Source organism: Listeria valentina (assembly GCF_011800755.1).
GTDB lineage: Bacteria > Bacillota > Bacilli > Lactobacillales > Listeriaceae > Listeria > Listeria valentina.
Map to the genome: position 1 here is coordinate 1 of NZ_JAATJW010000042.1, position 20,422 is coordinate 20,422.

The following is a 20,422-nucleotide window of genomic DNA, read 5'->3' on the forward strand; positions in this document are numbered from 1 at the left end:
TGAGTTTCTGTTGCGCGTTTAGCGCATCAGCAACGTTTATTAATATACCAATTTTCAAGCCGTTCGTCAATAGATTTTATGATTTTTTTTGAATAAAAATTATATCTGTTCTTCTTTTCTTTTATAAAACCTTATTTATTCCCGTTTCAGACCACTTTAATAAGCATCATGTTAAATAGATATAAACACCTTTTTCTTCAAATTGTTTTAGCAAAACCTCATCGAGTTCTTTTCCTGTAACAATGCAAGAGATTTCATCCAAGTCTGCATATTTATAGAGGGAAATCCTCCCAAACTTTGTATGGTCAGTAATCAAGATCACTTCGTCAGCCGAACGCAAGATTTCTTTTTTTATAGAAACTAGGTATTCATCATAATGCATTAAGCCCTTATCCACATCTAGTGCAGGTGTTGTGACAAATGCCTTATGCACGTGGATATTTTGAATGGTTTCATCTGCAATCATCCCATTTAAAATATAAGTTTCAGGATAAATCACCCCACCTGTTACAATGATTTTTGATTTTGAAAACCGCAAAATCGAAGCTGCACGAATATCATTTGTAATGATTGTCAGGCCTTGCCTCTCTTTTAACGCTTCTGCAATATAGCCTGTTGTGGTGCCAGCATCCAGTAAAATTGTATCGCCATCTTCTACCATTTCAGCTGCATAAGTTGCAATACGTCTTTTCTCTTCAAAGCGGACTTCACTTCTCTTGCTCCAATCCGGTTCAGAAACCACCTTCTCCTCAAGCATTACTCCGCCATGAGTACGTTTTAATTTTTTATCTTTCTCTAGAGCTGTTAAATCTCGTCGAATAGTTGCCTCATGGACATCAAAATGTTTAGCTAGTTCTGAAACGGTAGCTACTTTTCTTGATTTCACGTATCGAACAATGGCTCTTTTCCGTTCTATGGATAGCATAAAACTTTTAACTCCTTTCAAAGAAAAAAGCCTTCAAAAAAATTTGAAGGCTTTGTCTCTTGATTTTTAATCGTTCAAACGTTTTTCAAGTTCAGCTTTTTTATCTTCAAAGCCTGGTTTGCCAAGTAGCGCAAACATATTTGCTTTATATGCCTCTACTCCAGGTTGATCAAATGGATTTACACCATTTAGATAGCCACTGATTCCCACAGCTTTTTCAAAGAAGTAAACTAAATAGCCAAACGTATATGGATCAAGTGATGGGACTTCAACGACAAAATTCGGAACTTCTCCATCTGTATGAGCAAGTAACGTTCCTTCAAATGCCTTCGTATTTACGAAGTCTACTGTTTCGCCCGCTAAATAGTTAAGGCCATCTAGGTCGACTTCTTCTTTATTAATGGTTAAGTCATGCCGCGGGGTTTTCACCTTAACGACGGTTTCGAATAAATTACGACGTCCATCTTGGATATATTGCCCAAGTGAATGCAAATCTGTCGAAAAGCTTGCGCTCGATGGGTAAATTCCCTTTTTATCTTTCCCTTCACTTTCGCCAAATAGCTGTTTCCACCATTCATTGAAATATTGAAGTCCCGGTTCGTAGCTAATCAAAAGCTCTGTTACTTTTCCTTTACGGTGAAGCACATTACGAGCTGCTGCATATTGATACGCAATATTTTCTTTTAAGGAAGGTTTGGCAAAGTCTTTGCTTGCAGCTTCTGCCCCTTCCATCATTTTCTTGATATCTACACCACTTGCTGCGATCGGAAGTAAACCAACGGCAGTGAGTACTGAAAAGCGGCCGCCAACATCATCAGGTACAACAAATGTTTCGTAGCCTTCATTATCTGCAAGGGTTTTAAGAGCGCCTTTCGATTTATCAGTCGTTGCATAAATGCGAGATTTCGCGCCTTCTTTTCCATATTTTTTTTCAAGAATTTCTTTGAACACGCGGAAAGCAATCGCCGGTTCTGTTGTTGTTCCTGATTTTGAAATAACATTCACAGAGAAATCACGGTCGCCAACAACTTCGATTAAATCATGTAAATAGGAAGAACTGATACTGTTTCCTGCGAAAAATACTTGTGGCGTTTTGCGATCTTTTTTATCTAATACATTGTAGAAAGAATGATTTAGCGTTTCAATCGCTGCACGAGCTCCGAGATATGAACCACCAATTCCGATGACGATGAGCACCTCGGAATCATTTTGAATTTTTTGGCTAGCCTTCAAAATGCGGTCAAATTCTTCCTTGTCGTAATCGCTCGGTAAATTCACCCAGCCTAAATAGTCGCTTCCTGCCCCAGTTCCGTTATGTAACATATCATGTGCGACTTTTACAGCAGGTTCTAGATAGTCAAGCTCATGTTCGTCAAAAAAACGTAGCGCTTTGGAATAATCAAAATTAATATGAGTCATTTTATTCCCTCCAAAAATTAAAAAAGATTCTGCATTAACTTTATATCATATACCCAACTTTCGCAAGGATAGTCACTGATTTGCCGGAAACTCATTACAACGATCGTAATGGGCTCCTGTAGCATCTAGTAAAAGGTTAAGTGAGGCATACTCAAAAGGGAGTAGATTATCCGCTAAAGGAACGGATAGCCATTTCACACGAAAAGCGATTTCTTCCGTTTTAGGGATTACGAACTCCCCTCTCGGAAAGGCCCGAAAAATAAATGTGCAAACATGTTCCCAAGCAGTTCTTCTTTCCCAGCAGTGCAACAAATTAGCAACAGAAACATCAATATTTGCTTCTTGCTTGATTACTCGAATTAACGCTTCTTCCATTGTTTCATCACGTGCTACTTCTCCCTCTGGAAGCCCCCAAGATAAGTCTTTTTTCCGTACAGCAAGAATTTCATCCCTTTTTCGATTATAAATAAAGCCCTCAACTTTGATCGTTTTTTTCATGGCGCACTCCCTTTCTACTCAAATTCATTTGGTTTCTTCTTAATAGCCTAACTAGAAAAAATAGTCTAAAAATTCACTTCAAAAAAAGAGTTTTTGCTCACCAGCTCTAGTAATAACGTTTAAACATCGAATTGTCAGATATCTCAAGTGAAAAAGGAAATGGAAGCCCCTGAAAGAATCAGAAGTTTCCACCATTGTCACTTGTTTAGCGATCTGCTTTTTTTATCCACTCTTCTAGCTTATCGCGAAGAGTGTTAAAGCCTTCATCTGCATTTTGTGATTCTTTTTTAGATGTCGTTTTTTGCGCTGGTTTTGTTTTTTCAAGGGCACGCATTGATAAACTGATTTTGTTTTGCTCTGAATCAATTTCGAGTATCTTGACTTGTACTTCTTGACCGATTTCAAGAAAGTCATGGATATCCTTGACAAAGCCATGCGTAATTTCGGAAATATGAACAAGACCTTGTGTTTTGTCATCAAGCGCAACAAATGCTCCGTAGCCTTGGATACCAACAACTTTTCCAGTTACAATATCTCCTGCTTGAAAATCACTCATCTGAACAACACCTACTTTCTCATTTAAATGGATAAAAATTATTATAACACTCGTTCGCCTTTCCTGCCATTTTCTTCTCTTTTTGTTTTTTAGTTCGTTCTTCTCTTCCAAAAAAAGTGGGTATGATACAATAAGTAAAGAGAAATTCCATAAATGAGGGAGGATTTAGCATGAGTCAATTTGATGAAGTTATTCCGCGTCTTGGCACAAACTCTGTAAAGTGGGATGGCGCAAAGGATTTATTTGACCGCGAAGGAGTAGTCCCCATGTGGATCGCTGACATGGATTTCAGGGCCCCAAAACCGGTTTTGGATGCTTTTCGCTGTCGAATCGATCACGGAATATTTGGGTATACAAATTCAGTGGAGCCAATGCTTGATGCCTTGATTGCTTGGAACAAAAAACGTCATGATTTTACGATTAACCGTTCAGATGTGCTTTTCAATGAAGCCGTCGTTCCTTCCATCTCGCTTGCCCTTCGCTCGCTTACTGAAAAAGGAGATAAAGTTTTGATGCACTCGCCGATTTATACACCGTTTTTCCGAGTGGCCGGAGAAGAGCTTGATCGTGAAGTTGTCACAACTCCGTTAGAATTTCGTGATCACCGTTTTGAAATTGATTTTTCGGATATGGAAACTAAGTTAAAAACCCAAGATATTAAACTTTTTTTACTGTGTAATCCACAAAATCCAGGCGGACGAGTTTGGCACCCTGATGAACTCAAAAAAATGGTAGAGCTTTGCAAGCGTTACAACGTTCCGATCGTTTCGGATGAAATTCACTCCGACCTTGTGATGGAACCGTTCATACATACGCCACTTGTGAAAGCTTGCCCCGAATATCAAGAACAGATCATCACGCTTATGGCGCCGACAAAAACCTTTAACCTCGCTGGTTTGAAAGTTTCTTACTTGATTGTGCCTAGTGAGAAATATCGCGAAAAAATCGAAGCTTGGCAAAAATACGTTCATGCTGCAGGAATCAACGAGTTTGGACAAATCGCACTTTGTGCAGCTTATCGCGAAGGGGAAGCTTGGCTAGATGAATTGCGAGCTTACGTACTTGAAAACTACCACTACGCCAAAGATCAATTTGAGCGTTATGCCCCGGAAGTGGAAGTTGCTAATTTAGAAGCTACTTATTTGATGTGGCTTGACGTTCGCAAAGTGGCTAAAGATGAGAAAAAGCTCTATCAAGATATCATTGCCGCCGGTTGCGGCATTCAACTTGGATCAGATTTCGGTGAAAACGGAAAAGGGTTTATCCGATTAAACATTGCCTGCCCAAGAGCTACTTTAGAAAAAGGGATCGCTTGCTTGATTAAAGGGATCCAAAAATAAACAACTCTATCGAACAGTTTTCCGCTCATGAGTGGGAAACTGTTTTTTTTGAGCGGTTGCGCTACATTTTCAAGTCATTCCTTGTTATACTTTAAAGTGAACAATTTTTTACAAAAACCGGAAGGCTATCTTCCGTTATTTCATTTAAAGGAGTGAATTTTTAATGCGTTTAGGACTTCTCGAGATGCGATACTCGAAGCTGCGCTACATACTTGTGACCGGTATTATGGTTTTAATTATGCTTTTATCGCTCATTTTATCCGGACTCGCAAATGGACTTGCCTACGACAACGCTTCATCTGTATCTGGCAACAATGTTCCTTACTATGCCATCTCAAAAGATGCGCAAGGCAAAGTCGCTCGTTCTTTGTTTAGTGAAAACGAGCTTTCAAAGGTGAAAGAAAGCAAAAATGTTGCTGACGCCGCAGTGCTTGGACAATCCATGCAAACTTTAAAACGCGAAAAAGATGATAAAAAATTCAGTATTGCTTTTTTCGCTATTCAACCGGGTAGCTTTCTCGATCCTAAAATTTCATCAGGAAAAGGACTTGAAGTGAGCAAACCGGATGAAATCGTAGTCGATGCATCCTTAAAAAAGGAAGGCATTAAACTTGGCGATGTACTCATGGATGACATCTTGAACCGAGAACTCACAATTGTTGGATTTACTGAAAATCAAAAATACAGCCATGCGCCGGTCGTTTATATTAATATGCCTACTTGGCAAGCGATCAATCCGATTTTATATCATCAAAAGACGCCTGAAGTGAGTGCTATTTTGATCAAACCTGAAAACAGCGACAAAAAAGTGACGCTTTCTGGATTGTCTCTAAAAGTGCTCGACCAGAAGGAGTTTCTAGATCAAATCCCTGGATATTCAGCTGAGCAAATGACACTTAACATGATGATTTATTTCTTAATCGTAATTGGCGGCTTTATTTTGACGGCTTTCTTCTATGTAATGACGCTTCAAAAAACAACGCAGTTCGGGATTCTAAAAGCGCTTGGAACGAAAGCAAGCTATATTGCTATGAGTCTCGTTACTCAAGTAATTGTTATTTCATTAATCAGCATTATCGTGAGTGTAGGTATCACGTTGTTACTGCCAAGCGTCCTTCCTGATGCGATGCCATTCCAGCTTTCTACTAGCACGATTGTGGCTTACAGTTTAATTTTCTTTGTGGTCGCTTTGATCGGATCGTTACTTTCAATGTGGCGCATTAATAAAGTGGATCCACTGGATGCTATTCGTGGAGGTGATGAGTAATGTCGACGATTTTAAAATTTGAAGCTGTAGCCAAAAATTATAAATCTGGTCCTGATACGGTGCATGCTTTACATCCAACTGATTTCGAGGCAGCTAAAGGAGAATTAATTGCGATAGTCGGACCCAGCGGTTCTGGCAAAAGTACGTTCCTTTCACTTGCGGGGGCGCTTCTTTCACCGAGTTCGGGGAAAATTTTCTTAAACGGCAATGATATTTCCGGACTTTCGAAAAAGGAGCAAACGGCGCTTCGCTTGCGGGAAATCGGGTTTATTTTTCAAGCGGCTCACCTCGTGCCATATTTGAAAGTGAAGGACCAAGTCGGTTTTTCTGCGGAACGCGCTGGAACTTCTAAACATGAAGCTAGCAAGAAAGCTTTGGAATTGCTTCACGAACTTGGTCTTGAGTCTCGCTCTAAGTTTTACCCGAAAGATTTATCGGGCGGCGAAAAACAACGGGTAGCGATTGCACGCGCGCTCATTAATTCGCCTGCTATCATCCTTGCTGATGAGCCTACTGCCAGTTTAGATAGTGAACGGAGCCGTGAGGTTGTGGAATTGCTACGAAAAGAAGTTGAAGGAACGAACCGGGCGGCGATCATGGTTACTCATGATGAACGAATGCTTGATTTGTGCGATCACGTTTACCGGATTGAAGATGGTAAATTACAAAAAGAACGTTAATCCATTTGAAAGTGAGCCACTGCCTTTTGGTAGTGGCTTTTTTACGCACAAAAAAACTAGCAAACTCAACATTTGCTAGTTTTATTTCATTAAAACCGATTTATTGATGTTCATCCATCAATTTTACAGCTTGGCTATAAACAGCGTCACCATTCATTGTACCGTAGTCTTGCATATTGATAACATCAACTGGAATACGTCCATCCACAGCCTTTTTCACGTTACCTTCTTCATAACGAATTTGTGGGCCGATCAAAACGATATCGGCATCTTTAATTTTTTCATTGAGCTCGGAAATAGAATAAGCGTCAATATCCGCTTCGTCACCTTTTTTCTCTGCTGCTTCTCTCATTTTTGTGACCAGTAAACTTGTAGACATGCCCGCTGAACAGAACAAAACGATTTTTTTCATTTTTATCTTCCTTTCAAATTGAAACGCTTAATGATTACCTTTTCATTATACATTATTTCTTCACTATTTCTCAAGCAAGAGATCTTAAAAGTATATACTTTTATACAATCGTTTTTATTTTGTTTAAAGGAATAAGTTTTTCAAACAAAAGAAATTGCACTTTTGTGAAAAAAGGGACATAATGAAAAGGAACAACTGCGAACAGGAGTGAAGACATGAAAGTAGTAAAATTTGGTGGAAGTTCGCTAGCTTCGGCCGCTAATTTTGAACAAATTTTTCAAATTGTTTCTGCAGATTCTAGCCGAAAAATCGTCGTTGTTTCAGCACCCGGCAAGCGTTTTAAGGAAGATGTCAAAGTGACGGATCTACTAATTGATCTGGCTACAAAGGCACTTCTCGACGAAGACACCGCAGACTTAGTTGAACAAATCGTTGCCCGCTATCAAGAAATTGCAACAAACACTGGAACAGATTTTGCGGTTATCCAATCGATCCGCTCCAATCTCGAAGCGCTACTCGCAAGTGATAAAGCCAATCCAGATTTATTCATGGACCAAATAAAAGCGAGCGGTGAAGACAATAACGCCAAATTAGTTGCTGCTTTTTTTAATGCGCGGAATATGCCTGCACGCTATCAAAATCCGCGAGAAGCTGGATTATTCGTAACAGAAGAACATGCAAACGCCCAAGTTTTACCGGAATCTTACGAGAACCTTTACAAACTACGGGAAGCGAAGGAATTGATTATTTTTCCTGGCTTTTTTGGTTACACAAAGTCTGGAGAAATCAGCACATTTTCTCGCAGCGGCTCGGATATCACGGGTGCCATCCTTGCCAACGGTGTTAAAGCTTCTCTTTATGAAAACTTTACCGATGTAGATGCGGTTTTCACAGTCAATCCCGCGCTTGTTCGCGGCCCGCAAGAAATCCATGAATTGACTTACCGCGAAATGCGTGAGCTCTCTTATGCTGGCTTTTCTATTTTCCATGAAGAAGCGCTCCTTCCTGCCTTTGCTGCCGAGATTCCTGTCCATATCAAAAATACGAATAATCCCAATTGCAGTGGCACAAAAATCGTCAAAGCTCATGAACAAGCGGCACGTCCTGTTGTTGGGATTGCAAGTGACAGCGGTTTTAGTCAAATTTATATTAGCAAATACTTAATGAACCGAGAAATTGGCTTTGGGCGACGCGTGCTCTCTATTTTGGAAAAGTATCAGCTTACTTTCGAGCACATGCCCTCAGGTATTGATGATCTCACGGTTATTTTGCGTGACAACCAACTAAATTCAGAGCTTGAACAAACCTTGATCAAGAATCTTACAGAGGAGCTTCAGGCTGATTATGTTAATATTGAGCGTGACATCACGCTTCTTATGATCGTTGGCGAATCGATGCGGCACAACATCGGAACGACTTACCGCGCTAGCCGTGCGCTCGCTAATGCGAAGGTTAATATCGAAATGATCAACCAAGGTTCTTCTGAGGTGAGCATCATGTTCGGCATCAAAAAAGAATTTGAAAAAACAGCAATCCGTGCGCTTTACGAAGAGTTTTTCAAGTCTCATTAAAGGAAAAAGGGCACACCGATTGCGGCGTGCCTTTTCGCTATTATTCTTGAATGTTGATTTTTTCAATTACAACATCATGTACGGGTTTATCTTGAGCTGCTGTTTGAACGGAAGCGATGTTATCAACAACATCCATGCCTTCGATCACATGACCAAACACTGTGTGGCGACCGTCAAGCCAAGGAGTTCCCCCATCTTTATAAGCTTCGATAATTTCAGTTGGGAATCCAGCTTCTTCCATTTGACCAACCATTTCTGGTGGCATGTCCGGTTTTTGAACAATGAAAAACTGACTTCCATTTGTATTTGGACCTGCATTCGCCATTGATAAAGCCCCACGCAAGTTAAAAGCATGACGTGAAAATTCATCTTCAAATGGTTCGCCCCAGATGCTTTCGCCACCTGTTCCGTTTCCGTTTGGGTCACCGCCTTGAATCATAAATTCAGGGATAACGCGGTGGAAAATCAAGCCATCGTAATAGCCATTTTTAGCATGTGTTACAAAGTTTTCAACCGTTTTTGGTGCGACTTCCGGGAAAAGTTTGACTTTCAACGTTCCGCGATTCGTCACAATTTCCGCAAGAATTTCATTTTCTGCGATTTCTTTTGATAATTGAGGATATGTCATAATTATGCTCCTTTGCTTATTTTTAATTTCCAAACCAGATGAAAAGCAAGTTGATAAATACAGCAACCATGTATAAAACAAGCAACGTTGCCACAATCCAAATGATAATTTTTTTAACCATGAGTGCTCCTTTTTCCGCAGTCCATACTGCTCTGATTTTTCAATTCCTACTTAATTCTAATATGAAACGCCTAGTTTTTAAACTAAAAAGAACGGAGTGAACGATTTTGTCGACTGAAAAACGCAATTTATACATTTTAATGCTCGCAAATTTATTGATGTCAGCGAGCACCACGATGATCATGCCATTTCTTTCGCTCTACATTGAAACCTTTGGCAAACATTCTCCCGCCTATGTTCAAAAGTGGGCAGGCCTTATCTTCGGAATCACTTTTCTTATCGCCTTTGTTTTCTCACCGATTTGGGGAAGGATTGGTGATAAATATGGGTACAAGAAAATTTTGGTTTTTACTTCATTCGGGATGTCCGTTAGTATCTTCCTAATGGGATTTGCACAATCTGTTGGTTACTTATTGATTCTTAGGATCTTCATGGGGATTGTCACCGGGTTTATCGGTATCTCCAATGCCTTTATCGCTCGGCAAACATCAAAACAAGAAGCAGGGAAAATCCTCGGAACACTCCAACTTGGCGGCGTTACTGGGATGTTATTTGGACCGCTATTTGGCGGGGCTATGGCCGATGCTTTTGGCTTTACCAATACATTCACCATAACCGGGATTGCCATCTTAGTTTCTTCCATTATTGTGACTTTAGGGTTAAAGGAAAATCGCGAAGCAACGTCTGGAGCAAACACAATGATTTATTCGCGTCGAGCCGTTTTAAAACGAATGTTCGATATGCGGGTCTTGCTTACGGTGATGATTATCACAGCTTTAATTCAAATTGCTAATTTTAGTGTTCAGCCTCTTCTCGCTCTTTACGTTGGCAAGATGACTCATTCCAGCAATATCGCCTTCATGTCTGGTTTGGCTTTTTCAGCAACCGGATTCGGGAACCTCGTGATGACAAGAAAATGGGGCAAACTTGGCGATCAATATGGCTATGAAAAAATTTTAAATATCCTACTAATTCTGGCGGCACTATTCGTCATCCCTCAAGCATTCACAACGAACCTTTGGCTCTTCATTTTATTCCGTTTCCTATTTGGAATCGCACTCGGTGGAATGGTTCCTTGCATTACTGCTTATATCCGCCTTGCAGCACCTGGAGCCATGCAAGGTGAAATGTTAGGCTACAATCAAAGTGCTCGCTTCCTTGGAAATGTTATTGGACCGATCCTCGGCGGAAGCCTTTCAGGATTTATCGGCATCAACAATGTTTTTCTCTTTATGAGCGCTATGTTTTTCGTCGCTTTTTTCATTTTGCTTTACGCGCTACATTCAGACCGAAAGCGTCATCTCAATGTGGACTAATTTACAGTTCTTGCAGAGAATTCCTTAAAGATATTGAGTTCTCTGCATTTTTTCTTGCAAAAAAATATGCTATACTTAAACTAGTATTTTTTTTAACACGAAAAATGTAAGTACTTGCTTTAAAAAATAACGATTTTCGTTAATTGATATAAAAAGGAGGAACTGCTATTGTCTTTACTTCACGTTGCAATTCTCTTGCCCTTTATTGCGGCACTCCTTATTCCACTTTTTTATCGGTGGACTAAGAAACTACATACGGGATGGCTCGCTCTTCCGATTCCCGTTATTCTCTTTATTTACTTTCTCACTTTCATTCCAAAAACAGCTCAGAAAGCAACAACAGCGACGCTTGAATGGATCCCGCGCTACGGTATCAACTTCACAGTCGTGCTTGATGGGCTAAGCCTCTTATTCGCACTCCTCATCACTGGAATTGGGTCACTGGTTGTCTTTTACTCCATTTTTTATTTGGGAAAAAACAAAGAACGATTAAATAATTTTTATGCTTTCTTACTCATCTTTATGACGGCCATGCTTGGCGTTGTATTAAGCGATAATTTAATTGTCCTTTATTTATTCTGGGAGTTAACCTCAATCAGTTCATTCCTATTGATCGGGTACTGGTACCACCGTGAACGCTCTCGTTATGGGGCAAGAAAATCAATGATGATAACGGTTTTCGGCGGTCTGATGATGCTTGGTGGCTTCTTGATGCTTCATATCATGACTGACAGCTTTTCAATTCGTGAGATTCTAAGTAATGCACCATCTATCTCAGATAATATCTTCTTTATCCCCGCGATGATTTTGATTCTTCTTGGTGCTTTTACTAAATCTGCGCAAGTTCCATTCCACATCTGGTTGCCTGATGCAATGGAAGCTCCAACACCTGTCAGCGCTTATCTGCACTCGGCTACAATGGTAAAAGCCGGACTTTATATCGTCGCTCGGTTTACGCCGCTTTTTGCCATTTCTGGTGTCTGGTTCAGCGTAATTTCAATCGTTGGGATCACAACAATGTTATGGGGTTCTGTCAACGCTACGAAAAAAACTGATTTGAAAGCGATCTTGGCTTATTCCACGATCAGTCAGCTTGGAATGATTATGACGCTTCTTGGAATCGGATCGGCTAGTCTTCATTTCGATTCAATGAATGACAATATTTATGTGATGGCAATTGTTGCAGCGATGTTCCACTTGTTCAATCACGCTACATTTAAAGGCAGCCTCTTCATGGTGGCTGGGATTGTCGACCACGAAACCGGAACACGGGATATCCGCAGGCTCGGTGGTTTGATGCGGATTATGCCGATCACTGCAACAATCGCCTTTATTGGAACTTTTGCAATGGCTGGGATTCCACCATTTAATGGCTTTTTAAGTAAGGAAATGTTCTTTGAAAGTTTGACGGAAATTATCCATCTCAACCTGTTCAATTTAGAGAGTTGGGGCATTATTTTGCCAGTCGTCGCTTGGATTGCGAGTGTGTTTACATTTGTCTATAGCATGATGATTTTCTTCCGCACTTTTGCTGGCAAAACAAAGCCGTATTTGCTTCCTAAGAAACCACATGAAGCGTCACTTGGCTTATTAGCCCCACCGGTTATTCTTGCCGCATTTGTTGTCGGGGTTGGTCTTTTCCCAAATTTCATCGCAGCGCCAATCTTAGAGCCAGCGGTGAAGGCGATCTTGCCGACGCTTTCTCATGCAAGTAGTTTCCATATCCACATCAGTTTCTGGCACGGTTTTACGCCTGCACTCTTCATGACAATCGGCGTCATTGTGTTCGGAATTCTTTTATACAAAACACGGCGCAGTTGGATACCGTTTATTTCAAGCAAAGTTCCAAAAGCATTCCGGATCGGAAAAACCTACGACAATGGCATGTTTTATCTGGAGCAAGGTTCTTATCGCTTAACAATGTATGTGATGACAGGCTGGCTTCGAACTTATTTAAACTACATGTTATTCGCCTTTATCGCGCTTATACTTGGAACACTTTTCATCACAGATTCGCTAAACTTTGACTTTGCTAACTTAACTCAGATCACACTGGTTGATGGCGTTCTTGCAGCTGTTGTTTTTGTCACCTTGATCGGGATTATGTTTTCGAGGTCACGGATCACGTCCATTATTTTGCTTGGAGCAATGGGATACACGATTAGTATTTTCTTCGTTATTGCCAGTGCGCCTGACTTAGCACTTACGCAGCTTGTCATTGAAACTATTTCTGTCGTGCTATATCTACTCGTGTTTTATCACTTGCCACAGTTCAGTAATATCGAGGAAAAACCAAAGCTATTTTCTACAAAAACATTTTTGAGTATTGGCGTTGGGGTCGCGGTCACGCTTATTGCTTTATCAGCTTATGACACCACTTTCTATGACTCGATCTCGAAATATTATATTGATAATGTCTACAAAGAAGCAGCCGGGAAGAATATCGTAAATGTAATTCTCGTTGACTTCCGTGGTTTTGATACACTTTTCGAAACAGCTGTGCTTGCGATTGCTTCTATTGGTATCTTCGGCATGATCAAACTAAGATTAACGAAAAGGAGGAAGAAAAATGAAAACGAATGATGTTCTGCTCAGAAATGTCACGAAAGTAGTAGCCTTCATTATCTTTTTATTTTCACTGCATTTGTTTTTCGCTGGGCACTATAACCCTGGCGGCGGTTTCGTAGCCGGGCTTACAAGTGCAGGAGCAATCACGCTTACCCTCCTTGCTTATGATATTAAAACGGTAAAAGGCATGCTCAACATCAATACACTTGTCATTACTGGCGTTGGCCTGCTATTCGCCGTAGGAACTGGATTTATTGGTATTTTTCTTGGTAAGCCATTTCTAATGCATGTTTACACGTATGTGCATTTACCTGTACTTGGAAAGGTTTCTCTGCATACCGCTACTCTGTTTGACTTAGGCGTTTACCTTGTCGTTGTTGGCGTAACGCTTACGATCATTCAATCGATTGGGGAGAGTGATTAATATGGAATTACTAATGTCTATCCTAATCGGTTTAATGTTTGCTGCTGCAGTTTACTTGATTTTATCGAAAAGCTTACTGCGGATCATTATTGGAACGGCTATCTTGAGTCACGGCGTCAACCTATTTGTTTTGACAATGGGTGGCATCAAGCGCGGGAACGTGCCAATTCTTGGCATCAAAGCTACTTCGCTTTATAACGATCCTTTACCGCAAGCGCTTATCTTAACGGCTATCGTCATTAGTTTCGGCGTTACTGCCTTCTTTTTAGTTCTTGCATATCGGGCTTATCAGGAGCTTGACAGTGAGAGCATATCCAAAACGAGAGGACATGAGGCCGATGATGAATAATATAGTTTTAGCTCCAATTCTAATTCCACTTTTGTTTGCGATTCTCCTAATGCTCTTACCCAAGAAAATTATCCTGCAGCGAATTGTTGCCCTTATCGGTAGCTTTTTCCTGATTCTCGCTGCTTGTTTCTTAGTTTTCCATGTGCACACAAATGGAATTACGACTGTTAACGTTAGTAATTGGAATGCCCCGTTTGGTATTACCGTCGTTGGGGATATGCTCGCTAGTTTGCTTGTATTTACGACTAGTATCATTCTTTCTTGCGTCATTGTTTATTCATTTTACTCCATCGGTAAAGCACGTGAGAAGTTCCTTTATTACCCCGCTGTTTTATTTATGATCGTCGGGGTAAACGGTTCATTCCTCACGGGGGATATTTTCAACTTATTTGTATTCTTTGAAGTTATGCTGATGGCTTCTTACGTCTTGCTTGTCCTTGGAGGAACCCAAATCCAGCTCAAAGCAACGATTAAATATTTATTGATTAACGTTGTTGGATCCGGATTCTTCGTTGTCGCAATCGGGATGCTTTACTCGATGATTGGCACGCTTAACATGGCAGATATTTCTCAAAAAATCAGTGCTCTTCATGGTCAAGATACAGGAATGTTAAGTGTTGTAGCTGTACTTTTCCTATTTGTTTTTGGACTCAAAGCTGGGCTATTCCCACTTTATTTCTGGCTACCTGGCTCTTATTTTGCACCACCAATTCCAGTTCTTGCCTTATTTGGGGGCTTGCTAACAAAAGTTGGAGTGTACGCAATTATCCGGACATTTAGCCTCTTTTTCACCCAAGAAACCACTTTAGTGATGCCTTTACTTGGTATACTTGCACTAATTACGATTATCCTTGGAGTCATTGGTGCGATTAGTTATTATGATTTAAAAACAATTGTCATTTACAACATCTTGATTGCAATCGGCGTAATTTTATTCAGCGTTTCGATCATGTCTCGCGAGTCAGTGATGGGAGCAGTTTACTACTTAATTCACGACATGTTGATAAAGGCTGTTTTATTCCTCATTGTTGGCATCGTTATGGCAATTACTGGCACGTCATCCGTCAAGAAATTCAGCGGTCTGATGACCGATAAGCCGGGACTTGGATGGACTTTCTTCATTGCCATCCTAGCACTTTCTGGGATTCCCCCACTAAGCGGCTTCTTCGGAAAACTGTTGATCGTAGAAAGTGCTTTTAGTGCACATGAAATCGTAGGTGGCATCTTGATCTTGCTTTCAAGCCTGTTCGTGTTGATGTCGCTCATCAAAGTCTTCACCCGCGGGTTCTGGGGAGAAAAAATGGGGCGGTTCAACCTCTCGATCCCTTACCGAAAAATGATGCTTCCGGTCGTTATTCTACTTTCGCTTTCGGTGCTTTACGGCCTGTTTTCAAACGCAGTATTTCCGTTCATTGAAGACGCTGTAAACCCGATTATTGATCCAAAAGTCTATATTGATGCCGTGATAAAGGAGTGATGAAATGGCATTTCAGTTAATTATCAATGTAATTCTTGCTTGCCTCTGGATGTTTCTTGAATCGTCGTTTACATTTGGAACCTTTGTGATCGGCTTTTTCATCGGAATTATTTTGCTCTTTTTCATGCGGCGCTTCCTCGGATCCACATTTTACATCTTTCGACTGTTAGCGCTCGTGAAATTGCTTTATAATTTCTTCCATGATTTGGTTCTTTCAACGATTCATGTTAGTCGAATCGTGCTTAAAAAAGATATGAACATCCGGCCGGGAATTTTCCGATATGACACACTTCTTGAAACGGACTGGGAAGTCACGATGCTCGCTCTCATGATTACGCTAACACCTGGCACGCTTTCGATTGATATTTCGGATGACTATAAATCGATTTATGTTCACTCGCTGCATGTGCCAAATATTGAAGAAGAAATTGCTACCATTCGAAAATCGTATGAAGGTGCGATCATGGAGGTGTTCCACGGATGATTATCAAAATTGCTTTATCAATTGGTCTTTTGCTTTATTCGATTTCAACATTTCTATACTTGTACCGAATTTTAAAAGGACCAACAACTTCTGACAAAGTCATTGCGCTTGATTCCATCGGGATGAACCTAGTTGCTATCGTAGCGCTACTTTCAATGTTTTATCGGACCAATGCCTATCTGGATGTCATTCTTTTAATTGCACTACTCGCTTTCATTGGAACGGTTTCATTCTCCAAGTTCATTGAGAAAGGGAAGGTGATTGATCGTGAACGTGATAATTGAGATCATCGTAGCCATCATGATCGTGTTAGGCGGACTCCTGAGCATCCTAGCAGCAATTGGCGTTATCCGCCTTCCCGACGTTTATACCCGAACGCATGCGGCTGGTATTAGTAACACATTTGGCGTCAGCTTGATTCTATTCGCGACAGTGGGCTTTTTCCTTCATTCTGGCGAAGGTTTCCATCCACGAGTGCTACTCGCCATTCTCTTCATCTACCTTACTACGCCAGTTGCTTCACACTTGATCAACCGAGCTGCCTACGATACAGGGGTACCACTTGCGATTCGAATTCGTGACCAGTTACGCTCTGTCAAAAAAGACGATATCAAAAAGCGTCGTAACTTGATTATCCGCCAAGAACAAATCGAAAAAGCTCGTCAAGAAAAAGAAGAGCTTGAAGATCGGCTTGATTGGGAGATTCGCGAGGAACAAATCGATCAGCGCGGCCGAGACAACGACGAAGAGCGCGAGCAAGATGAAACCGCGATTCGTGAGGAATCAGACGACTCAGAAAATCAAATTATTGAAGAAGAAGACGAGAAAAATAATAAGGATGAATAAAAAAGCTGGATGCGGCTTCTCCCGCTCCAGCTTTTGCTTTGTCATTTTGTACGTTTTGTGCGAACTGCCATCGTGCAGCGACTTATGCAAATCAGATCATCTGCATCATTTGTAATGCGAATTTGCCAAACCTGCGTGGAACGCCCGATATGTATAGGAGTTGCTTCCGCGTAAACAGATCCGCTTTCTACACTTTTAAGATGATTGGCATTAATTTCCTGTCCAAAAACAACTTGGTTTTTTTCAACATTTTCTCCCGCTCCAAGACTCGCTGCGTGTTCTGCAAGAGCAACAGAAACCCCTCCATGTAGGTAACCAAAGGGTTGCTTAACACGATCTGTTACAAGGAGTTCAAGCTCTACTCGTTGTTTTGAAACCATGACTTGTTTTATATCGATATACTCTCCAAAATCCATATCTTCACCTCTTTGGTTCTATTATATCGGAAAACTCGGTTTTTTGCTTTCCACCATGTTTCTTAACATGCAAAAGCATAAAAACACTATAAACAAAACTAATATTTTCGGGCAAGAATGTATAAAAAACAGACTACTAAAAAGTAGCCTATTTTTCATTTGGTTTATATTCTTCACTTTTCCACTGACAATTCAGCCAGCATATCGAGTAACTCATCCGCTTTTCCTGTTGCTCTTTTTCCGTTGTTCGGAATTTTTCACATTCTCCCGAGCATGTTTTATGGAGTTTTCTAAATTTTTATTTGCCAGTGCGTCCTCTTCATGAAGATAACTGAAAAGGTCTTTAAAAAATTCGTCGCCCTCTTCGTCGTCTTCTAACATTTTAACTTTAAGCGCTTTTAATTGTTTTTGCGCTTCCTCAAGAGTAACCAATATTTTCCGTTCTTGTTCCAGTGTTTTCTTAGTCATTTTTTGCGCCAGTTGATTAATTTTCAATCGCTGTATAAGTTTTTCGCGTTCCATTTTTCGCCCTCTTATACTTCAATACTTCCCTGCTTCAGTTGACCAATGAGCTCGGTCAAATTCGTCACTATTTTATCTGCCAACTTGTCCAACGCTTCGACTGCCACAGCTTTGTTGTCGCTTAGCTGATATTTTATATCTTTGAAAACAGCTCGAGAACTTTCATAAATGTTAACCGATGCCTTATTCAGTGCGATCACGTTTTGGAATTGTGTCCCCTCAAATAGCGCGGTATCAATATAAGGGCGGTAAGCTTCTAGCACATCATTCAAGCCACCTCCGCGTAAAGAGCGCACGGCTGTTTTAACAGATTCGATGGCTGTTTGATAGGGTTTGAATGCAGAAACTGCCGCACCAAACAGAATCGGGATCGCGTCGTCTAGATCTGTAAAGGGAACATGAAGATGTTCAAACGTCCCTTTTATATTTTTCAATCCTTGAATAAGGTCTTCGACGGTTTCGTCTAGTAGATTTAAAACACCATAAAAATTACTAATTAAAGGTTCAAGATGAGAAACCGCATTTTCTCTAAATTTTTTATAGTTGCGATCCAATAATTTCTGCTTTTTCCCCATGCCGTCCTTGAGTGCTTTCGATTCTTGTAACGTAAAATCAGAAGTGGCAGGAGGAGCAGATGCCCGTTCTACCTTTTGAGTAGCAGTTAAAAGCTTGTCCGCTTTTTCTAGCTCTTTCGATACATAAGTAACCTGTGTCCCAAAGGTTACAATTTGATTGGTCACGATCTCTTTATTTTCATCAATCACTTTATAGTGGGCTTTCAGTTCTGCCACCATGCCATCGTTGAAAAATTCATTGTCAATTCCATTAAATAGCATCGGAATAGCATTTTTTTTGAGTGCGTTTACTTCTGTGATAATGTCATCTAGCCGCATGATAGCATCCCCGATGAGAATCGGCAAATCAATAGCCGCCCCAGTCATTCCTTCAAAATTGCCTAAAAAGCTCACTAGAAAATCAGAAAAAACAGAAGAGCTTCGAAGTCGATTAATTGCCTCACTTGCTTTTGAAACGGCTGGATTCCCAGACTCAATTATGTCACGTAAAAATTCATACCCTTCCATAGTAGTTAAAGCCTTTCCGAAGCTCCCTTGCCCTAATAAATCGTCGAAGCTATCGGTTAGTTTCATTGTTCGGTCATCTAACTTACTACCTTCACGTTCCACAATATCCACGGCATGGTCAACGTGAGACTGGGCGGTGGTAATTTGTCCTTTCATTTTCGATACCATGGCATCGGCTAAGATTTTCATATTTTCAGGGTTAACATCTATCTTATGCCCTTTTCCCCCTGTGAGGATTTCCCCACTCCAAACGCCAACGGGCAAATAGGCATCGGCGTCGATAAGGACTTTCTCCCCGTCTATCATGATAGGGTCATCATAACCTGTGTGGTTGGACGCAAGTGTGGCAAATAAGGGCATATTATTTTTTAAGGTTACATTTTTACCCGGCAAGCGTTTCATGTAACCCGCGCTTCGTTCGCCTAGCGTTAACGGGTCGTATTCACTCATATAGTTGGTTATATCTGGATTTTTTTGCGAATATTTTCCGTCTGGCAAAATAGCCGGGTTATAAGTCACACTCGGAACATCATTGTTAGATGCCACATAGTTCCCAAGCCCGCCTCCTAGAGAGTTTCCTCCGACATAACTAATGTTATATTTTTTACTCATCTTCTTATAGGCTTTATCCGCGGATTTCAATTGTGCATCGGGAATATTACCAGGTAGTGTGGCATCTGTTAGAATATCCTTACCGCCATTTTTTTGCCCTTGTGTCCCTTGGAATATCATACCTATCTCGCCCGTTTTTGTGTTTTCTACAACCATATAATCAAGCCCGGATTTTGTATTGTACTTTCCTTCTTTAACCTTATACACTGTCCCATTTACATCTAGTTTTCTTTTCTCTGGTGGATCAGTATATACCCATTTCCCGCTCATTTCTATTATATCCAAGTCCGAAGTTCTTCTTGTGTCAATAAGCATCATAATGTCTCCCTTTTCTTTATTTCTGGATTTCAGCTGAATCAGTCGAATCACCGTTTGGAAGGCCTACTCTGTTCACTATAAAATTTTTATAAACCGCTACTGAGTAGGTCCCTTTTGGTATGCCAGATATTTTTTTCAGTTCCTCCCCCATATTATCCACTATATTTTGTTCTGGAAGTCCATTTTTCTTGTTAAAGTAAGTTAGTGGTATATCTATTTTGTTTTTTAAATCCTCGACCTCTGTAAAAAGCTTCTGAAGCATCATAGGAGTGACAGCTGTATTTTCGATATATGCTTGATAAACTTTAGGAAAATCCAGAGAGGATATAGAAACAAAGAAATATTTTTGTTCATAACCAGAGGCATGCGTTTTTTCTATTGCAATCTGATTGATTCCATTAAAACTATATTCACTCGCTAACTGGCTTGAAATTGAATTTAATTTTTCGAATTCTTGTTTGTAAGCTTTTGCATACAGTCCACTAACAATCGCTCCTTCAACCTCTCCTTCTTCAGACCGAACATTAGGCAATGGGTCAAGCTCTTTTTTCTGCATATCAAATCCCACAATAACAGACGTATGAAATTGAAT

Annotated in this window: 22 protein-coding genes; 12 read left to right on the forward strand and 10 right to left on the reverse strand. The window is 40.5% G+C overall.

Features of this window, described 5'->3' with window-relative positions:
- Window positions 1-166 precede the first annotated feature (166 nt).
- From HCK02_RS09695 to yugI, 4 genes are all read right to left on the reverse strand, one after another.
- Window positions 167-925 (reverse strand): DeoR/GlpR family DNA-binding transcription regulator, encoded by a 759-nt coding sequence (locus HCK02_RS09695; RefSeq protein ID WP_167629916.1) that lies wholly within the window; start codon window positions 923-925, stop codon window positions 167-169.
- A gap of 66 nt (window positions 926-991) precedes the next feature.
- Complete coding sequence (locus tag HCK02_RS09700; protein ID WP_167629917.1) at window positions 992-2,344, reverse strand: glucose-6-phosphate isomerase; 1,353 nt, start codon at window positions 2,342-2,344, stop codon at window positions 992-994.
- A 72-nt stretch (window positions 2,345-2,416) separates the two neighbouring features.
- Window positions 2,417-2,842, reverse strand: coding sequence for an NUDIX hydrolase (locus HCK02_RS09705; RefSeq protein ID WP_167629918.1), 426 nt, complete (start codon window positions 2,840-2,842; stop codon window positions 2,417-2,419).
- A 205-nt stretch (window positions 2,843-3,047) separates the two neighbouring features.
- The gene (yugI, locus tag HCK02_RS09710; protein WP_167629919.1) at window positions 3,048-3,398 is read right to left on the reverse strand and encodes a S1 domain-containing post-transcriptional regulator GSP13; all 351 of its coding nucleotides are present in this window, start codon (window positions 3,396-3,398) and stop codon (window positions 3,048-3,050) included.
- 170 nt (window positions 3,399-3,568) lie between these two features.
- Between yugI and HCK02_RS09715 the strand changes: the two genes are divergently transcribed.
- From HCK02_RS09715 to HCK02_RS09725, 3 genes are all read left to right on the forward strand, one after another.
- Window positions 3,569-4,738, forward strand: coding sequence for a MalY/PatB family protein (locus HCK02_RS09715; RefSeq protein ID WP_167629920.1), 1,170 nt, complete (start codon window positions 3,569-3,571; stop codon window positions 4,736-4,738).
- Window positions 4,739-4,901: 163 nt separating this feature from the next.
- Window positions 4,902-6,005, forward strand: coding sequence for an ABC transporter permease (locus HCK02_RS09720; protein WP_167629921.1), 1,104 nt, complete (start codon window positions 4,902-4,904; stop codon window positions 6,003-6,005).
- Window positions 6,005-6,685, forward strand: a complete 681-nt coding sequence (locus tag HCK02_RS09725; RefSeq protein WP_167629922.1) for an ABC transporter ATP-binding protein — start codon at window positions 6,005-6,007, stop codon at window positions 6,683-6,685. Before HCK02_RS09720 ends, HCK02_RS09725 begins: the two co-directional genes overlap by 1 nt.
- Before the next feature lie 100 nt (window positions 6,686-6,785).
- On the opposite strand, the gene HCK02_RS09730 is transcribed toward HCK02_RS09725, so the two are convergent.
- A complete protein-coding gene (locus HCK02_RS09730) occupies window positions 6,786-7,097 on the reverse strand; it encodes a PTS sugar transporter subunit IIB (protein ID WP_036072966.1) in 312 nt (103 codons plus the stop codon).
- Between the two features lie 215 nt (window positions 7,098-7,312).
- On the opposite strand from HCK02_RS09730, the gene HCK02_RS09735 reads away from it, so the two are divergent.
- Window positions 7,313-8,668: an aspartate kinase gene (locus HCK02_RS09735; RefSeq protein WP_167629923.1), complete on the forward strand. Its 1,356-nt coding sequence runs from the start codon at window positions 7,313-7,315 to the stop codon at window positions 8,666-8,668.
- 40 nt (window positions 8,669-8,708) lie between these two features.
- On the opposite strand, the gene HCK02_RS09740 is transcribed toward HCK02_RS09735, so the two are convergent.
- Window positions 8,709-9,296: a peptidylprolyl isomerase gene (locus HCK02_RS09740; protein ID WP_167629924.1), complete on the reverse strand. Its 588-nt coding sequence runs from the start codon at window positions 9,294-9,296 to the stop codon at window positions 8,709-8,711.
- 227 nt (window positions 9,297-9,523) lie between these two features.
- Here HCK02_RS09740 and HCK02_RS09745 point away from each other — a divergent pair, with 227 nt between their 5' ends.
- The 8 genes from HCK02_RS09745 (at window position 9,524) to mnhG (ending at window position 16,880) form a co-directional block, all read left to right on the forward strand.
- Entirely contained in the window at window positions 9,524-10,732 is a 1,209-nt protein-coding gene (locus HCK02_RS09745) for a lmo2377 family MFS transporter (RefSeq protein ID WP_167629925.1), read from the forward strand.
- A 168-nt stretch (window positions 10,733-10,900) separates the two neighbouring features.
- Complete coding sequence (locus HCK02_RS09750) at window positions 10,901-13,315, forward strand: Na+/H+ antiporter subunit A (protein ID WP_167629926.1); 2,415 nt, start codon at window positions 10,901-10,903, stop codon at window positions 13,313-13,315.
- The gene (locus HCK02_RS09755) at window positions 13,302-13,724 is read left to right on the forward strand and encodes a Na(+)/H(+) antiporter subunit B (RefSeq protein ID WP_167629927.1); all 423 of its coding nucleotides are present in this window, start codon (window positions 13,302-13,304) and stop codon (window positions 13,722-13,724) included. The genes HCK02_RS09750 and HCK02_RS09755 overlap by 14 nt, the downstream gene beginning before the upstream one ends.
- 1 nt (window position 13,725) lies before the next feature.
- On the forward strand, window positions 13,726-14,073 hold the full coding sequence (locus tag HCK02_RS09760) for a Na(+)/H(+) antiporter subunit C (RefSeq protein WP_167629928.1): 348 nt from the start codon (window positions 13,726-13,728) through the stop codon (window positions 14,071-14,073).
- A complete protein-coding gene (locus HCK02_RS09765) occupies window positions 14,066-15,550 on the forward strand; it encodes a Na+/H+ antiporter subunit D (RefSeq protein WP_167629929.1) in 1,485 nt (494 codons plus the stop codon). Before HCK02_RS09760 ends, HCK02_RS09765 begins: the two co-directional genes overlap by 8 nt.
- 4 nt (window positions 15,551-15,554) lie before the next feature.
- Window positions 15,555-16,034 (forward strand): Na+/H+ antiporter subunit E, encoded by a 480-nt coding sequence (locus HCK02_RS09770; protein ID WP_167629930.1) that lies wholly within the window; start codon window positions 15,555-15,557, stop codon window positions 16,032-16,034.
- Window positions 16,031-16,318: a Na(+)/H(+) antiporter subunit F1 gene (locus HCK02_RS09775; RefSeq protein ID WP_036072987.1), complete on the forward strand. Its 288-nt coding sequence runs from the start codon at window positions 16,031-16,033 to the stop codon at window positions 16,316-16,318. Before HCK02_RS09770 ends, HCK02_RS09775 begins: the two co-directional genes overlap by 4 nt.
- Window positions 16,302-16,880 carry a monovalent cation/H(+) antiporter subunit G gene (mnhG, locus tag HCK02_RS09780; RefSeq protein ID WP_167629931.1) on the forward strand — a complete coding sequence of 193 codons (579 nt, stop codon included), beginning with the start codon at window positions 16,302-16,304 and terminating at the stop codon, window positions 16,878-16,880. Before HCK02_RS09775 ends, mnhG begins: the two co-directional genes overlap by 17 nt.
- A gap of 41 nt (window positions 16,881-16,921) precedes the next feature.
- Here mnhG and menI read toward each other — a convergent pair whose 3' ends face one another.
- The 4 genes from menI to HCK02_RS09800 all read right to left on the reverse strand — a co-directional run.
- Window positions 16,922-17,296: a 1,4-dihydroxy-2-naphthoyl-CoA hydrolase MenI gene (gene menI, locus HCK02_RS09785; RefSeq protein WP_167629932.1), complete on the reverse strand. Its 375-nt coding sequence runs from the start codon at window positions 17,294-17,296 to the stop codon at window positions 16,922-16,924.
- 213 nt (window positions 17,297-17,509) lie between these two features.
- On the reverse strand, window positions 17,510-17,818 hold the full coding sequence (locus tag HCK02_RS09790; protein WP_167629933.1) for a hypothetical protein: 309 nt from the start codon (window positions 17,816-17,818) through the stop codon (window positions 17,510-17,512).
- A gap of 11 nt (window positions 17,819-17,829) precedes the next feature.
- On the reverse strand, window positions 17,830-19,830 hold the full coding sequence (locus tag HCK02_RS09795) for an SA1320 family protein (protein WP_246215573.1): 2,001 nt from the start codon (window positions 19,828-19,830) through the stop codon (window positions 17,830-17,832).
- Between the two features lie 16 nt (window positions 19,831-19,846).
- A partial coding sequence (locus HCK02_RS09800) for a DUF1672 family protein (protein ID WP_167629934.1) occupies window positions 19,847-20,422 on the reverse strand: 576 nt, incomplete at its 5' end.

Excerpts from the sequence above, each read along its gene's own strand:
- HCK02_RS09755 (WP_167629927.1), top strand. The coding sequence starts at position 13,302 with ATGAAAACGAATGATGTTCTGCTCAGAAATGTCACGAAAGTAGTAGCC.
- HCK02_RS09775 (WP_036072987.1), top strand. The coding sequence starts at position 16,031 with ATGATTATCAAAATTGCTTTATCAATTGGTCTTTTGCTTTATTCGATT.
- HCK02_RS09700 (WP_167629917.1), bottom strand. The coding sequence starts at position 2,344 with ATGACTCATATTAATTTTGATTATTCCAAAGCGCTACGTTTTTTTGAC.
- HCK02_RS09720 (WP_167629921.1), top strand. The coding sequence starts at position 4,902 with ATGCGTTTAGGACTTCTCGAGATGCGATACTCGAAGCTGCGCTACATA.
- HCK02_RS09760 (WP_167629928.1), top strand. The coding sequence starts at position 13,726 with ATGGAATTACTAATGTCTATCCTAATCGGTTTAATGTTTGCTGCTGCA.
- HCK02_RS09795 (WP_246215573.1), bottom strand. The coding sequence starts at position 19,830 with ATGATGCTTATTGACACAAGAAGAACTTCGGACTTGGATATAATAGAA.
- HCK02_RS09715 (WP_167629920.1), top strand. The coding sequence starts at position 3,569 with ATGAGTCAATTTGATGAAGTTATTCCGCGTCTTGGCACAAACTCTGTA.
- HCK02_RS09790 (WP_167629933.1), bottom strand. The coding sequence starts at position 17,818 with ATGGAACGCGAAAAACTTATACAGCGATTGAAAATTAATCAACTGGCG.
- HCK02_RS09740 (WP_167629924.1), bottom strand. The coding sequence starts at position 9,296 with ATGACATATCCTCAATTATCAAAAGAAATCGCAGAAAATGAAATTCTT.
- yugI (WP_167629919.1), bottom strand. The coding sequence starts at position 3,398 with ATGAGTGATTTTCAAGCAGGAGATATTGTAACTGGAAAAGTTGTTGGT.
- HCK02_RS09705 (WP_167629918.1), bottom strand. The coding sequence starts at position 2,842 with ATGAAAAAAACGATCAAAGTTGAGGGCTTTATTTATAATCGAAAAAGG.
- HCK02_RS09725 (WP_167629922.1), top strand. The coding sequence starts at position 6,005 with ATGTCGACGATTTTAAAATTTGAAGCTGTAGCCAAAAATTATAAATCT.
- HCK02_RS09770 (WP_167629930.1), top strand. The coding sequence starts at position 15,555 with ATGGCATTTCAGTTAATTATCAATGTAATTCTTGCTTGCCTCTGGATG.
- HCK02_RS09730 (WP_036072966.1), bottom strand. The coding sequence starts at position 7,097 with ATGAAAAAAATCGTTTTGTTCTGTTCAGCGGGCATGTCTACAAGTTTA.
- HCK02_RS09735 (WP_167629923.1), top strand. The coding sequence starts at position 7,313 with ATGAAAGTAGTAAAATTTGGTGGAAGTTCGCTAGCTTCGGCCGCTAAT.
- HCK02_RS09765 (WP_167629929.1), top strand. The coding sequence starts at position 14,066 with ATGAATAATATAGTTTTAGCTCCAATTCTAATTCCACTTTTGTTTGCG.
- menI (WP_167629932.1), bottom strand. The coding sequence starts at position 17,296 with ATGGATTTTGGAGAGTATATCGATATAAAACAAGTCATGGTTTCAAAA.
- HCK02_RS09695 (WP_167629916.1), bottom strand. The coding sequence starts at position 925 with ATGCTATCCATAGAACGGAAAAGAGCCATTGTTCGATACGTGAAATCA.